Annotated in this window: 16 protein-coding genes; 14 read left to right on the top strand and 2 right to left on the bottom strand. The window is 37.2% G+C overall.

All coding sequences use genetic code 11. From position 1 onward, the window contains the following. Positions 1-33: 33 nt before the first annotated feature. Together PYW42_RS10975 and PYW42_RS10970 are read right to left on the bottom strand one after the other, a co-directional pair. Positions 34-687, bottom strand: coding sequence for a CPBP family intramembrane glutamic endopeptidase (locus PYW42_RS10975; RefSeq protein ID WP_002356529.1), 654 nt, complete (start codon positions 685-687; stop codon positions 34-36). Positions 688-705: 18 nt separating this feature from the next. After that, positions 706-882 (bottom strand): hypothetical protein, encoded by a 177-nt coding sequence (locus PYW42_RS10970; protein ID WP_002356530.1) that lies wholly within the window; start codon positions 880-882, stop codon positions 706-708. Positions 883-1,114: 232 nt separating this feature from the next. Here PYW42_RS10970 and groES point away from each other — a divergent pair, with 232 nt between their 5' ends. The 14 genes from groES (at position 1,115) to rnr (ending at position 15,753) form a co-directional block, all read left to right on the top strand. Further along, positions 1,115-1,399 carry a co-chaperone GroES gene (gene groES / locus PYW42_RS10965; RefSeq protein WP_002356531.1) on the top strand — a complete coding sequence of 95 codons (285 nt, stop codon included), beginning with the start codon at positions 1,115-1,117 and terminating at the stop codon, positions 1,397-1,399. Between the two features lie 57 nt (positions 1,400-1,456). After that, entirely contained in the window at positions 1,457-3,082 is a 1,626-nt protein-coding gene (groL, locus tag PYW42_RS10960; RefSeq protein WP_002362559.1) for a chaperonin GroEL, read from the top strand. 301 nt (positions 3,083-3,383) lie between these two features. Next, positions 3,384-4,103 carry a response regulator transcription factor gene (locus tag PYW42_RS10955; RefSeq protein WP_002356534.1) on the top strand — a complete coding sequence of 240 codons (720 nt, stop codon included), beginning with the start codon at positions 3,384-3,386 and terminating at the stop codon, positions 4,101-4,103. 23 nt (positions 4,104-4,126) lie between these two features. Beyond that, positions 4,127-4,837, top strand: coding sequence for a hypothetical protein (locus tag PYW42_RS10950; protein WP_002400944.1), 711 nt, complete (start codon positions 4,127-4,129; stop codon positions 4,835-4,837). A gap of 16 nt (positions 4,838-4,853) precedes the next feature. Then, positions 4,854-6,401, top strand: a complete 1,548-nt coding sequence (locus PYW42_RS10945; protein WP_002400942.1) for a glucosaminidase domain-containing protein — start codon at positions 4,854-4,856, stop codon at positions 6,399-6,401. A 218-nt stretch (positions 6,402-6,619) separates the two neighbouring features. Further along, complete coding sequence (locus tag PYW42_RS10940) at positions 6,620-7,030, top strand: GtrA family protein (protein WP_002356537.1); 411 nt, start codon at positions 6,620-6,622, stop codon at positions 7,028-7,030. A gap of 77 nt (positions 7,031-7,107) precedes the next feature. Further along, entirely contained in the window at positions 7,108-8,592 is a 1,485-nt protein-coding gene (locus tag PYW42_RS10935; RefSeq protein WP_002381488.1) for a nicotinate phosphoribosyltransferase, read from the top strand. Positions 8,593-8,594: 2 nt separating this feature from the next. Then, positions 8,595-9,422 (top strand): ammonia-dependent NAD(+) synthetase, encoded by an 828-nt coding sequence (gene nadE / locus PYW42_RS10930; RefSeq protein ID WP_002381489.1) that lies wholly within the window; start codon positions 8,595-8,597, stop codon positions 9,420-9,422. Positions 9,423-9,590: 168 nt separating this feature from the next. Beyond that, a complete protein-coding gene (locus tag PYW42_RS10925; RefSeq protein ID WP_002398821.1) occupies positions 9,591-11,420 on the top strand; it encodes a heavy metal translocating P-type ATPase in 1,830 nt (609 codons plus the stop codon). A 91-nt stretch (positions 11,421-11,511) separates the two neighbouring features. Next, entirely contained in the window at positions 11,512-11,796 is a 285-nt protein-coding gene (locus tag PYW42_RS10920; protein ID WP_002356543.1) for a (4Fe-4S)-binding protein, read from the top strand. Continuing rightward, entirely contained in the window at positions 11,786-12,061 is a 276-nt protein-coding gene (locus tag PYW42_RS10915; protein WP_002356545.1) for a GNAT family N-acetyltransferase, read from the top strand. Before PYW42_RS10920 ends, PYW42_RS10915 begins: the two co-directional genes overlap by 11 nt. Before the next feature lie 167 nt (positions 12,062-12,228). Further along, positions 12,229-12,465 carry a preprotein translocase subunit SecG gene (gene secG, locus PYW42_RS10910; protein WP_002356546.1) on the top strand — a complete coding sequence of 79 codons (237 nt, stop codon included), beginning with the start codon at positions 12,229-12,231 and terminating at the stop codon, positions 12,463-12,465. A 145-nt stretch (positions 12,466-12,610) separates the two neighbouring features. Continuing rightward, entirely contained in the window at positions 12,611-13,384 is a 774-nt protein-coding gene (locus tag PYW42_RS10905; RefSeq protein ID WP_002384145.1) for an alpha/beta hydrolase, read from the top strand. Beyond that, positions 13,384-15,753, top strand: a complete 2,370-nt coding sequence (gene rnr, locus PYW42_RS10900) for a ribonuclease R (RefSeq protein WP_002356549.1) — start codon at positions 13,384-13,386, stop codon at positions 15,751-15,753. The genes PYW42_RS10905 and rnr overlap by 1 nt, the downstream gene beginning before the upstream one ends. Positions 15,754-15,761 lie beyond the last annotated feature (8 nt).

The following is a 15,761-nucleotide window of genomic DNA, read 5'->3' as shown; positions in this document are numbered from 1 at the left end:
AAGGGCCTAGTCGTTTAGACGAAGGCCCTTTTCTTATTGAATTGCACCATTATGCAAAAGTAGTTGAACAATAATCACAATCGTATTCATGCCGCAATGGGCAATAATTGAGGTCCAAATTTTTCCAGTTTGCTTGTACAAAAGAGCAAAGAAAAATCCCATAAAGAAATAAACAAAAAAGTGACCATCGGCATGTGCGAGTGAAAAAATCGCCGAACTAACAGTAGCCGCAATCCAGAAATTTGTAAAAGGCTGGATTAAATGGATAAATGCATAACGAAAGACGAATTCTTCCATAATCGGACCACCGATAGTAGTTGCCAAAATAAATAAAGGATTTGCCAAAATCACCGCTACAATAGCTTGTGTATTTTGAGAAGTAGCTTGTTCTCCTGTGATGGCTACTTCAATGGCAAAAGTAACCCCTTGAATCAGCATGGCAATGAAAATCCCACTAACACCTAGTAAAAAAATAAAAATAGGTGATTTCAAGGTTGCTGTTTCCTCTAAAGGAGAAGGTTCTGTTGTTTTTAAAAAGATGCCAATCATTACAAGGGCGCCAATAATGTAGAGAGCAGTTGTCACATTAATCGCTGCATTGGGGGAAATACCCGAAAAAAGTAACGGCCCGAAAAAAGCGATAATGTATGTGACTAAAATAAATAAACTTGATTTTCTTAAGGTCATGGTTAATCCTTTCTATAATTATTTTTTACGATTATTGCGATATCCTAATAAAAGAAAAACGAATAAGAAAAAGAAAAGAGATTCCCAAAGTGTCGAAACAATTCCTTCTGTGACACTGAAAACAAGATTTCCTAAATTCGCTATCACAAAATAAACGAATGTTGCTATTAGTGCTGTAAGTAAACGTTGTTTCATTTTATTCGCCTCCAATCGTAGTCAATTTATTTTACCATGAATTAAAGGATTGGAAAAACATTCCATGAAAAAAGAATACTCAATAAAAAATGCGTATCTTATAATTGACAAGAAAAAGAGAGAAAAGACTTGCATTTTTAGAGTGAAATGAGTATTATAAATAGTGTGAGTTAGCACTCTTATGTATCGAGTGCTAAAATAAGCGAAAACTTTTTATTTGGAGGGATTTATTGTGTTAAAACCATTAGGCGATCGCGTCGTAATTAGAGTCGCGAAAGAAGAAGAAAAAACTGTTGGAGGAATTGTTCTTGCATCCGTTGCAAAAGAAAAACCACAAACAGGTGAAGTTATCGCAGTAGGTGAAGGTCGTGTGCTTGAAAATGGCACAAAAGTTCCGATGGAAGTAAAAATTGGTGACACAGTAATGTTTGAAAAATATTCAGGAACAGAAGTGAAATACGAAGGCGTAGAATACTTAATTGTATCAGCCAAAGACATTATTGCCACTGTTGAATAATAAACAACTTTTACAGAATAATATAATAGAAGAAAAAAATTATGAGGTGAAGAAATCATGGCAAAAGAGATTAAATTTGCAGAAGATGCACGTGCAGCAATGCTACGCGGAGTAGATGTATTAGCAGATACAGTGAAAGTGACATTAGGCCCTAAAGGTCGTAACGTTGTTTTAGAAAAATCATTTGGTTCACCATTGATTACTAACGATGGAGTAACAATTGCTAAGGAAATTGAATTAGAAGATCATTTTGAAAACATGGGCGCAAAATTAGTTTCAGAAGTTGCTTCTAAAACGAATGATATTGCTGGTGACGGAACAACAACAGCGACTGTTTTGACACAAGCCATTGTTCGTGAAGGCTTAAAAAACGTAACTGCTGGAGCTAACCCATTAGGTATTCGTCGTGGGATTGAATTAGCAACAAAAACAGCAGTAGAAGAATTACACAATATTTCATCTGTAGTTGATTCAAAAGAAGCGATTGCACAAGTCGCTGCTGTTTCATCAGGTTCTGAAAAAGTCGGCCAATTAATTGCCGATGCAATGGAAAAAGTTGGTAACGACGGCGTAATTACCATTGAAGAATCAAAAGGGATTGAAACAGAATTAGATGTGGTTGAAGGAATGCAATTCGACCGCGGTTATTTATCTCAATACATGGTTACTGACAACGATAAAATGGAAGCTGTTTTAGAAAATCCATATATCTTAATTACCGACAAAAAAATCTCAAATATTCAAGATATCTTACCTTTATTAGAACAAATTCTACAACAAAGCCGTCCACTATTGATCATTGCGGATGATGTTGATGGGGAAGCTCTACCAACATTAGTATTGAACAAAATCCGTGGTACATTTAATGTTGTCGCAGTAAAAGCGCCAGGATTTGGTGACCGCCGCAAAGCGATGCTTGAAGATATTGCTATTTTAACAGGTGGTACAGTAATCACTGACGACTTAGGATTAGAATTAAAAGACACAACTATTGAAAACTTAGGAAATGCTAGCAAAGTAGTTGTCGACAAAGATAACACAACAATTGTTGAAGGTGCTGGTTCAAAAGAAGCCATTGATGCCCGCGTTCATTTAATTAAAAACCAAATCGGCGAAACAACGTCTGATTTTGATCGTGAAAAATTACAAGAACGTTTAGCTAAATTAGCTGGCGGGGTTGCTGTCGTTAAAGTCGGTGCTGCTACTGAAACAGAATTAAAAGAATTAAAATTACGAATTGAAGATGCATTAAACGCAACACGTGCCGCTGTAGAAGAAGGCATGGTTTCTGGTGGTGGTACCGCACTGGTCAATGTAATTGGTAAAGTCGCTGCGCTAGAAGCTGAAGGCGATGTGGCAACAGGGATCAAGATTGTCGTTCGTGCATTAGAAGAACCAATCCGTCAAATCGCTGAAAATGCTGGTTATGAAGGATCAGTGATTGTTGACAAACTAAAAAATGTTGACTTAGGTATCGGATTCAATGCAGCTAACGGTGAATGGGTAAACATGGTTGAAGCCGGTATTGTTGACCCAACAAAAGTAACTCGTTCTGCCTTACAAAATGCAGCTTCTGTGTCAGCTTTATTATTAACAACTGAAGCAGTTGTTGCAGACAAACCAGAACCAGCTGCACCAGCTCCTATGATGGATCCATCAATGGGCATGGGCGGTATGATGTAAAAATAAAAAAGTATTCTAAAAGCTTACGATTGAAAAATCGTAAGCTTTTTTTACATAAAGAATAAATAATCTAAATAATATCTTTGCTTATAGTATTTTCTCAAATATTTACTCATTTAACAAAAAAGATGATAATTTAAAGGCTTCGTTTTAGCTAGACAGCCTTGTTTTTATTCGATAAAATTTAGTAATAACAATCATTTTTTGAAAACTAGTAGTTGGTAATTTTTATTTATTAATAGAATATAAATAAAAATTATTATATTTTGAAGGGGAATATTAGGAAGATTGAGGTGGAAAAATGGAAAAATATACAATTGGTGTCGTTCCTTTGACAATTGAAACAAAAGAATACTGTCAAAATTGGTTTGTTAGTAATCAAGTAGAATGTCAGATCATCCAAGGAACAAATATACTTCTTCATTTGCACCATATTGATGGATTAGTGATTGAAGTTACTGACCACCAGCAAGTAAATACTTGTTGTGAGTTATTAATGACGATTCGCAAGCAGTCAGATTTACCGATTTGGTTATTTTCTCGGACAGAAGTAATTAGTAAAGTCAATCGAATTATTTATTTACAATTAGGTGCAGATGGCGTTTTTGATCATTCTTATGATCGTCAAGAATGCATGTTAAGCATGAGTAATTTATTGCAACGTGTAAAAAGACGTTTTTATCCTAAATTAGCTATTGCAAACGAGGAACAAACAGTTACTAAGAATCTTTCTGAGAGATTGTATTTAATTGCGCCAAATTTGAGTGTTTGCTTGGGAAGTGGAGAAGAAATTCTTTTAACAAAATTGGAATTTTTCACAATAGAGTATTTATACAAACACGCAGGACAAACAATTACATATGAAGAACTCTACAAAAATGTCTGGAAAGATACTGCGAATGAACGAAAATATCGTGTCGCTAATGTGATTTTCCATTTGCGTAAAAAAATTGAACAAGATGTGAACAAACCACAATATATCAAAACAATTCGCTCAAAAGGCTATATGTTAACGGTGTAAAAGGTACGAAGGAGGAGAAACAAATGTGGCAATTTTTGACTAAAAACAATGAAGATGAGGAGTATGAGAAGATGCCGGATTTTGAAAATGAACAATCGATGAAAGCACAACCAACGGTAACAGAAGAAGCAATCTTTGATGACGAGTTCGTTTATGCAAAAGAGCAATCCGCAAAAGTAAAACAGGTCCAGCAACAAGTGCCGACTGAACTGTCAGAAGAGTCATTTTCTTTTGTTGAAAAACTAGAAGAAGAAAATCAACTATATCAGCAATCCATTAAAAAGCTAACGGAGCAATTATTAATGCAAACCAATGAAGTGGAAGCATTACAAAAACAAGTAGTCGAAAAAGATGTTCAACTTAAACATGTTAAAGAAACATTAAGTGATAAAGAAACAACTATCACTTCTTTACAGAAACAATTGTCTGAAGAAAAGATGCAACAGAGACAGACCAGTGAAGAGAATTTAGACACAGCCGTTACGCTTTCTCAAAAAGAAATTGGCGAAGTGTTATTGGAAGCCAAACGTCAAGCAAAAGAAACAATTAGTCAAGCCAAACAACAAGTTGCAACAGTTCATGAAGAAATGGAACAACGTTTAGCAACTTTAACACGCATGAAGCAAGTGGCAAGAGAGTACCAAGCTTATTGTGAACAAATGCTGACAATCAAGAATGAATCAACAGGAACGTACCAACAGATAGAGCAGTTATTAGCAGAAATAAAGAGGTAAATGAAGGAGAAATGCGATGAAAAAAAGAAAGGCAAGATATTTGAAGTTGGTATGTATTGGAATTTTAGGGATTTATGCGGGAGCCAGTTACTACAATTCGGAACCATTAATCGCTCAAGAAGAGACCGAAACGAGGGACGAAAGTCGACAGCTATCGCTGGAAGAAAAAAGAGCGGACCAAGCCAATCAAGATCAAGGAACCCTTACTTCTTCAACGCTGAACGAAACAATAATAAGTTCGTCTGAACAACAAGAAAGTTCAACACAAAATGACAGCGGTGACCATCAGGAAAATAATGTGGAACCTTCAGAATCTGAAAATAGTTTACCGCCACAAGAAAAGCCAATTGCTAGTACTAAACTAACCGAATCGTTACAAAGTGAGCAACCAGCGTCTGAAGAGCGTAAAGCACTCACTGAAAAGCCGCCTCATAATCAGGAACCACAAAATTCTACATTAACTGAAAAGACCAAAGAGCCGTTGGTACATTCAGAGATAGACAATAGTCAAGAAAAGGAAAAGCAAGCAGGAATTCAACAACAAGCCGAGGCAAATTTTGTTGTCCAAGGGAATGCTTCTACTTCTGAGTTTATTAGAAAAATTGGTGAAGAAGCACGAGTTATTGGTCAGCAACATGATCTATACGCTTCTGTCATGATAGCTCAAGCTATTTTAGAAAGTGGCTCGGGCAATAGTGCGTTAGCGGCGGCGCCAAATTATAATTTGTTTGGCATTAAAGGCGCTTACCATGGTCAAAGTGTCAGCTTTCCCACACAAGAAGATGATGGTAAAGGGAAGATGACCACCATTCATGCCGATTTTCGTCAGTATCCATCTTATAAAGAGTCATTAACAGACTATAGTAAATTAATTATCAATGGGCTGGCGGGTAATCCGACGTTTTATCACGGTGTTTTGAAAGCAAACACGACGAATTATCAGCAGGCAACAAAATTTTTAACAGGTCGTTATGCAACGGATACATATTACGATAAAAAATTAAACGCGTTGATTGAAACCTATCAATTAACTGAATACGATCAAGAAAAGAAGAAACCAGTAGTGACTAATTTGGCAGAAGAAAAGAAACCTTCGTTTGATAAGGAAGCAGTCAAAGAACAGCTAAAAAAAGAAGCAGTCATCTATGAAGTAAGCAAAGGAGATTCTCTCGCCACCATTAGCCAGACGTTTGGTGTGTCAGCAACAGCCATATTAAAACAAAATTCAAAGACTCAAGAAATGTTTTATATTGGCCAAAAAATCACGATTCCTCAGCATACAGCGGCGACTTCTCTAGAACCGAAAGAACAAGCGTTACTTCAATCACTAATAATCAGTAAATCGGTGACTAATGCTTTGGAAACAGCAGAGCAATCAAATGGTACAGCGAATGACTCAAAAACAGAGTCTACTGAGTATTATGAAGTAAAAAGAGGAGAGACACTCGCAAAAATTGCAAAAAAAACGGGCTATTCCTTAACCGCCCTCAAGCAGGCAAATGACTTAACGTATTCTGTATTAACCGAAGGACAAACGATAGCACTTCCTAAGCTAAAGGACTAATGCTGATTTAACTTATTGGTCGATAGAGTCAATATATTATTAGAGTAAGAGTAGAGGGTAAGTTCATTCATGGATTAACTTTTCCTCTACTCTTACTATGTTTTTCATAAATACTTAATAAATAGTAAAATTAGCAAGAGAATTGTGTCTTTACACAAAATAGATAGGTTTTCTTGCCGAAGTTTGATAAAATGATTAGTTGAAAGGATGCGTGAAAATTGAAAGAATTATTTCGTAAATACCGAGAAGTACTGGCTTATTTATTTTTTGGTGGTGCAACGACGGTCGTCAACTTAGTTGTGTTTTTTGTTTGTCAAAATGTGTTAGGGCTGGATTACAAGATAAGTAACACAATTAGTTGGTTTTTATCTGTTCTATTTGCCTTTTTCACGAATAAATATTGGGTATTCGCAAGTAAGCATGAAAGCATAGCTGGTTTTTTTAAAGAAATGGGCTTATTTTATTGGTACCGAATTTTATCTTTTGTGGCTGATATGGGTTTAATGATTCTCCTAATTGATGGCATTCATTTTTCATCGTTTTGGGCGAAAATGATTACACAAGTTGTAGTAGTGATTTTAAATTATTTCTTCAGTAAATTTTTCATTTTTAAAGAAAAAGAGGTCTAAGCAGATTTTAGGCTAAAAAAAATTTTTTTGTTATAATATAAACAAGTTTTTAATACAAAGAATAGAGGTAGAAAACGATGGACTATACATATGCAGATGATAGTTTGACATTGCATACAGATATGTATCAAATCAATATGATGCAAACATACTGGGAATTAGGGAGAGCAGATTTACATGCTGTTTTTGAATGTTACTTTAGAGAGATGCCCTTTAATCATGGCTACGCAATTTTTGCAGGTTTAGAACGTTTAGTCAATTATCTCGAAAATTTAACGTTTACAGAATCTGATATTGCATATCTCCGAGAAGTTGAAGAATATCCAGAAGATTTCTTGACGTATTTAGCAAATTTTGAATTTAAATGTACTGTACGCTCTGCTTTAGAAGGGGATTTGGTTTTTAATAACGAACCGTTAATTCAAATTGAAGGTCCTTTGGCACAATGTCAATTGGTAGAAACTGCCTTGCTAAATATGGTGAATTTCCAAACATTAATTGCGACAAAAGCGGCTCGAATTAAATCCGTGATAGGCGATGATCCTTTATTGGAATTTGGAACACGCCGGGCACAAGAATTAGATGCTGCCATTTGGGGCACAAGAGCCGCCTATATTGGTGGGGCGGACGCGACAAGTAATGTTCGTGCTGGTAAAATTTTTGGTATTCCGGTTAGTGGGACTCATGCTCATTCATTGGTTCAGTCGTATGGAAATGATTATGATGCATTCATGGCGTATGCCAAAACACATCGGGATTGTGTTTTCCTTGTTGATACGTATGATACTTTGAAAGCGGGAGTGCCAAGCGCAATTCGAGTAGCCCGAGAAATGGGGGATAAAATTAATTTTCTAGGTGTGCGAATTGATAGTGGCGATATGGCTTATATTTCTAAACGAGTTCGTGAACAACTGGACGAAGCTGGCTTTACTGAGGCAAAAATTTATGCATCGAACGATTTAGATGAAAATACGATTTTGAATCTAAAAATGCAAAAATCAAAAATTGATGTATGGGGCGTGGGCACCAAGCTGATTACCGCCTATGATCAACCGGCTTTAGGAGCGGTGTTTAAATTAGTTTCAATTGAAGGTGAAGATGGTCAAATGAAAGATACCATTAAACTATCTAGCAATGCTGAAAAAGTGACAACACCAGGGAAAAAACAAGTCTGGCGCATTACACGTAAATCTGATAAAAAGTCAGAAGGAGACTATGTGACACTTTGGAATGAAGATCCTCGCCAAGAAGAAGAAATTTATATGTTCCATCCCGTTCATACCTTTATTAATAAGTATGTCCGTGATTTTGAAGCACGGCCAGTACTCCAAGATATTTTCGTTGAAGGAAAACGTGTGTACGAATTACCAACTTTAGATGAAATTAAACAATATGCAAAAGAAAATTTAGATTCACTTTGGGAAGAATACAAGCGGGACTTGAATCCGCAGAAATATCCAGTGGACCTTTCAACAGATTGTTGGAATCACAAAATGAATTTATTGGAAAAAGTGCGTAAAGACGTTAAACATTTAACGGAAACGGTGAATAAGGAGGCCTAGAAATGACAACACTTCAAGAAAAAATCATTCAAGAGTTAGGTGTTTTACCGACAATTGATCCAAAAGAAGAAGTTCGTAAAAGTATTGATTTTCTGAAAGCTTATTTAACTAAACATCCTTTTTTAAAAAACTTTGTCTTGGGAATTAGTGGCGGACAAGATTCAACATTAGCTGGTCGCTTAGCACAATTAGCGATGACTGAAATGCGCGAAGAAACAGGAGATATGTCGTATCAATTTATTGCGATTCGCCTTCCATACGGTGAGCAAGCAGATGAAGCTGATGCACAAGCCGCGCTAGCCTTTATCCAGCCAGATGTTTCTTTACGAGTGGATATTAAACCAGCAGTGGATGCAATGGTTGGTTCGCTAGAAAACGCTGGTGTTCAAATTAGCGATTTTAATAAAGGGAACATGAAAGCACGTCAACGTATGATTACACAATATGCAGTAGCTGGCGAAAATGCTGGCGCAGTAATTGGCACAGACCACGCAGCCGAAAATGTGACAGCTTTCTTCACCAAATATGGCGATGGCGGAGCGGATATTTTACCGTTATTTCGTTTAAATAAGCGCCAAGGAAAAGCTTTGCTGAAAGAACTTGGGGCACCAGAAGCCTTGTATCTAAAAATACCAACAGCTGATCTAGAAGATGACAAACCGTTAGTTGCAGATGAAGTTGCCTTAGGTGTCACGTATGATGCCATTGATGACTATTTGGAAGGCAAAAAAGTCTCGGAAACAGATCAACAAACAATTGAAAACTGGTATAAAAAAGGACAACACAAACGGCATTTACCCATTACAATTTTTGATGATTTTTGGAAATAAAAACACAGACCATCGGCGAATGAACGATGGTCTGTGTTTTTTTTACATAACTACTTTTCAGAAAGTAAACGTTGCTACAGCAACTATCCTATGATAATGAAAGTCGTTTTCATTTAGGCGTTTTCACTTTCTTTTTCAAAACAGAAAAGGTACGCTCAATAATGTAAAGTGAATGATGGGAGAGAAAAAGAGATGAAGCATGTAACAAAATTGGGGATTACAATTATAACAGGAGTTTTGGCATTATTATTTGAATTTATTTTACATCAGCCGAATTGGGCGTATGGCATTATTTTAATAACAGGTTCAGTAATGGCGTTAATGATGTTCTGGGAAATGATTCAAACCTTACGTGAAGGAAAATATGGTGTCGATATTTTAGCGATTACCGCTATCGTTGCAACCTTAGCTGTGGGAGAATACTGGGCCAGTTTGATGATTTTAATTATGTTGACTGGTGGTGATTCATTAGAAGACTATGCCGCTGGAAAAGCTAACCAAGAGCTGAAGTCATTATTGGATAACTCGCCACAAAAAGCTCATCGCTTGAATGGCGAAAATTTAGAAGATGTTTCTGTTGAGGAAATCAATGTTGGCGATGAATTAGTAGTAAAACCAGGGGAACTAGTTCCAGTTGATGGCTTGGTAAAAACCGGGACATCAACAGTCGATGAATCTTCATTAACAGGAGAATCAAAACCAATTGAAAAAAATCCTGGGGATGAATTAATGTCGGGTTCCGTGAATGGTGATGGCTCTTTGAAAATGGTTGCTGAAAAAACTGTAGCCGACAGTCAATATCAAACAATTGTGAACTTAGTGAAAGAATCTGCGGCGCGTCCAGCTCATTTTGTACGTTTAGCAGACCGCTATGCGGTACCTTTTACACTAATTGCCTACTTAATTGCAGGTGTTGCTTGGTTTGTTTCAAAAAGTCCGACACGTTTTGCGGAAGTCTTAGTTGTTGCTTCGCCGTGTCCTTTAATTCTATCTGCCCCAATTGCTTTAGTGGCAGGGATGGGTCGTTCAAGTCGTCATGGGGTCGTTATTAAATCGGGAACGATGGTCGAAAAATTAGCTTCTGCAAAAACGATTGCGTTTGATAAAACAGGCACGATTACGCAAGGACAACTTTCTGTTGATCAAGTCCAACCAATCAATGCTGGAATAACTGCTGCTGAATTAGTGGGATTGGCAGCAAGCGTGGAACAAGAATCAAGTCATATTTTAGCTAGATCAATTGTTGCTTATGCCAGAAAGCAAGATGTCCCATTAAAAAATATTACAGATCTAGCGGAAGTTTCTGGTGCTGGCGTGAAGGCATTTGTGGATGGTGCTGAGATACGGGTAGGTAAAAAGAATTTTGTGACACAAGAGTCTCAAGCAACTGAACAAATTGATAAAACGACTATTCATATTTCACGTAATGGCACATATTTAGGCCGAATTACTTTTACAGACACTGTACGTCCAGAAGCAAAAGAGACTATGGAAAAATTACACCAATTACATCTTCAACGAATTTTAATGCTGACGGGGGATCAAGAATCCGTCGCAGAAACGATTGCTGCAGAAGTAGGAATTACCGAAGTACATGGGGAATGTTTACCACAAGATAAATTAACTATTCTAAAAGAATTGCCCAAAGAAAACCATCCAGTCATCATGGTAGGAGATGGTGTAAATGATGCACCTTCGCTTGCCGCTGCAGACGTAGGTATTGCTATGGGCGCTCATGGAGCTACTGCGGCTAGTGAAACTGCTGACGTTGTTATTTTAAAAGATGACTTAAGTAAAGTCAGTCAAGCGGTCGAAATTGCCCAAGATACCATGAAAATTGCCAAACAATCTGTATTAATCGGAATTTTTATCTGCGTTTTACTAATGCTAATTGCTAGTACCGGGATCATTCCGGCGCTAATCGGGGCTATGCTACAAGAAGTCGTGGACACTGTGTCAATCTTATCTGCTTTGCGTGCTCGTCGAATTGGCCAGTAAGGTGGAACAATTAATTGCCTGAATGTCCAGCTTAGTGGTAAAATAAAGGTACGTTTTTAATATTAATAAGTTACAGGGGAGAGATTGTGCAATGAAAGGAAACCAAATAGATGGGCAACCAGTCACGGAAGAACAACTATTAAAAGAAGGCTACCGTAAATATACTGGGGAAGGAATTGATATCTTTTATAATAAAGATATTTGTGAACATATTGGTAATTGTGTTCGTGGAAATCCAGAAGTCTTTGAAGTTGGTCGGAAACCATGGATTATTCCAGATAACGGAAGTGTTGAAAATGACATGATTGTGGTAGATTCATGTCCAAGTGGTGCTCTAAAATATATTCGGAAAGCAGGGAACGAATATGCAAATTAAAGAAGAAAACAATCGTTTTGCTCTATATAACGATGAAAACCAAGAAATTGGTGAAATGACTTGGTCAGATGCTGGCGAAAGCATGATGATTATTGATCATACGTTTGTTGATCCAACTTATCGTGGACAAAAATTAGCTGAAAAACTTGTTTTAGCCGGTGTTGAAAAAGCGAGAAAAGAGCATAAAAAAATTATTCCGCTATGTCCATTTGCCAAAAAAGAATTTGATACTAAACCTGAATACGGAGACGTATTGAGAAAATAAAGAAGAAGTTAGCAACAGCCGCAAGTAGAAATCTGATTCCTACTTGCGGCTGTTGCTATTAGAGACAAATAGGGAAAGACATTAAATTTCACTGGTGTTTACAGATAAAATATGCTACATTAAAGTAGATGAATTTCGCATATTTGTATAAAAAGGAGAATTAACGCATGTATAATCTAATCTTAACGTTGGTCATCATTTTATCTGTTTTAATCGTCATTACTGTTATGATGCAACCAAGCAAACAAAACAGTGCAGCAAGTGCCTTCACTGGCGGTGCAGATAAATTATTTGGGAAGCAAAAAGCGCGCGGTTTTGAAGCTGTTATGCAACGCTCAACAGCAGTTCTTGGCGCAATTTGGATGATTTTATTATTTGTTTTGGCGTTCTTATCTTCAAAATAAGTACGTAATCTTTTAAAATGACAAGTTTAGAACAGAGAGATGAGTGCGGACACTTATTTTTCTGTTCTTTTTCTTTCTGAAAAAGTCTTTGAAACTTATCATTTCGGAAGGTTTTCTTTTGAGAATATGATAGAATGAAGCTGAGGTGAGCGAAGTGGCAAAAAAAATCAATTTACCAAAGCCGTTATTTTCAGAAAAAGGAAAACGGGCGGTCCTTTTATTACACGCTTATTCTGGCAGCAGTAATGATGTACGGATGTTAAGCAGACGTTTAGAAAAAGAAAATTATACTGTCTATTCGCCTAATTTTTCAGGACATGGCACGCTAGTTCCTGAAGATATTTTAGATCAAACAACGGAACAATGGTGGCAAGATACACAAGAAGCAGTCGCTTTTTTGAGAGAAAGAGGTTACCAAGAAATTGCCATTTTTGGTTTATCAATGGGCGGGATTTTCAGTATGCATGCATTAACGGAACAATTAACAGGATTAATTGGTGGTGGATTTTTCTGTTCACCGATTTACCCTGTCGAAAATAAAGTCCCAGAAAATTTCGTATTATACGCAGAAAATGTGATGAAAATCGCAGAAGTTCCTGCAGAGGAACAACAAAGCCGGTTGCAATCGATTGAGCAACGAGTCAAACAACAATTAGGAGCGATTGAAACGATTGCTAGTCAGACGGCTGACAAACTAAACAAAATCCACGCACCTCTTTTCTTAGCGCAAGCTGGCAAAGATGAAATGATTGAGCCAATGGGCGTCTATCAAACGGCCCAAGCGCTAACACAAGCACGTGTGACCTTACAATGGTACCCAAACAGCGGACATGTCATTACGGTGAGTGGAGAACACAAACAATTAGAGCAAGATGTGGTGCAATTTTTAGCAACACTACCTTGGAATGAGGAGAAATAATGACAAAACAAACAATTAAAGAGCAAATTTTACATTTCATGGAAAGCCAAAAAAAGAAAAGCTTTTCAATGGAAGAAATTGCACAAGGCTTGAATTTAGAAAAAAGTTCAGATTTTAAAATTTTAGTGCAAACCATTGCACAAATGGAACGAGAAAAGTCAGTTAGTTTCAACAAAAAAGGCAAAGTCCTGTTACCAATGAAAGACTTATTAATAGAAGGAACGTTTCGTGCAAATGAACGAGGCTTTGGTTTCGTGACCATCGATCCTGAAGAACCAGATGTTTACATTCCTAAAGAGGCAACGAACTTTGCAATGGATGGGGACACGGTTTTAATCGACGTGATCCAACATGCGGATCCTTTTTCAGATCGCGGCGCAGAAGGTAAAGTAAAAGAAATTAAAGAGCGAGCAGTGAGCCAAGTTGTCGGAGAATTTGTGGCATATAGTGAAGAAGAAATGGCAGAAATGGGACTGTATGGCTACATGATTCCCAAAGATAAGAAATTGAATCAGTATACTGTATCAATTGCACCTGAAGGGATTAAGCCAGTAGATGGTAGCATTGTCATTGCTGAAATTACCTATTATCCAGATCAAGAATATCCAACGAGTATGGAAGGACTAGTCAAACAAGTGATTGGTCATAAAAATGATCCAGGAATGGATATTTTATCAATCGTGGTGGCTCATGGAATTCCCACAGCATTTCCTGATGAAGTTTTGGCTGAAGCGGACCAAGTACCAGAAACTATTGCAGAAAGCGATTTAGTCGGTCGTCGGGATTTACGTGATCAGTTGATTGTGACGATTGATGGAGAAGATGCGAAAGATTTAGATGATGCAGTAACGGTACAAAAGTTAGCAAATGGCAATTTCTTTTTAGGGGTGCATATTGCAGATGTTTCTTATTATGTAACTGAAGGAAGTCAATTGGATATGGAAGCGTATGAACGTGGCACAAGTGTCTATTTGACAGACCGAGTTGTGCCAATGATTCCGCAGCGATTATCAAATGGGATTTGTTCGCTAAACCCACATGTTCCACGTTTAACCATGAGTTGTGAGATGGAAATTACACCAGAAGGAGAAGTTATTTCGCATGAAATTTTCCAAAGTGTAATCCAAACAACGGAGCGAATGACCTATACAGCAGTCAATGAAATTTTAGAAGAGCAAAAACCTGAAACGTTAGAACGCTACAAAGAGCTAGTTCCCATGTTTAAAGAGATGGGCGAGCTGCACCATATATTAGAAGAGATGCGTATGCGCCGTGGTGCGATTTCTTTTGAAGATCGTGAAGCCAAAGTCCTAGTTGATGAAAATGGTCATCCCCAAGATATTCTTTTACGCACGCGTGGCGTGGGTGAACGATTAATTGAATCCTTTATGTTGGCAGCGAATGAAACTGTGGCGCGTCATTATCATGACTTAAAACTGCCATTCATTTATCGGATTCATGAACAACCAAAAGAAGAAAAAATGCAACGTTTCTTTGACTTTGCTGCAGTACTTGGCATTCTTGTTAAAGGAACAAAAGAAAACATTTCACCGAAAGATTTACAAAAAGTTTTAGAGCAAGTTGAAAATAAGCCGGAAGAAGTGGTTATCAATACGATGTTGCTAAGAAGTATGCAACAAGCGAAATACTCAGAAGACAACTACGGACACTATGGGTTGGCTGCTGAATATTATACGCATTTCACTTCACCAATACGTCGTTATCCAGATTTAATTGTGCATCGTTTGATTCGCAGCTATAGCCAAGATCAATCTGAAAAAAATCAAGAAAAATGGAACGAAGCATTACCAGAAATTGCCAATCATAGTTCAAGTATGGAACGTCGCGCAGTTGATGCAGAGCGTGAAGTGGACGCCATGAAGAAAGCCGAATTTATGGTAGATAAAGTGGGAGAAACGTATGACGGGATTATCAGCTCAGTCACAAAATTTGGTATCTTTGTGGAACTGCCTAATACAATAGAAGGCTTGATTCACGTGAACAACTTAAAACAAGATTATTTCCACTTTATTGAAAATCATATGGCGTTAGTTGGTGAACGGACGGGAATGACTTTGAAAATTGGTCAGAAAGTTCAAATCCGTGTTGAAAAAGCTGATCCAGAAACAAGAGAAGTTGATTTTGAATTGATTTCAGCTGAAGAAGTTGCGCCAGTAGAAGGACCAAAAGGACGTAAAAAAGGTAAAGCCAATTCTTCAACTCGTTCAAATAATCAACGAAGAAATAAAAAAGATGAATCATTTGATGGTAAGAAAAAGAAAAATAAGAAAAAAGGCAAAGGCAAAAAACAACCTTTTTATAAAGAAGCAATGAAACAAAAAAATAAAAAAGGAAAAAAGAAGAAGTAGAGGAGGTC

The sequence above is a fragment of the Enterococcus faecalis genome, assembly GCF_029024925.1.
Classification (GTDB): domain Bacteria; phylum Bacillota; class Bacilli; order Lactobacillales; family Enterococcaceae; genus Enterococcus; species Enterococcus faecalis.
The sequence above is the reverse complement of the archived record's forward strand: the minus strand, read 5'-3'. Positions and strand labels throughout refer to the sequence as shown.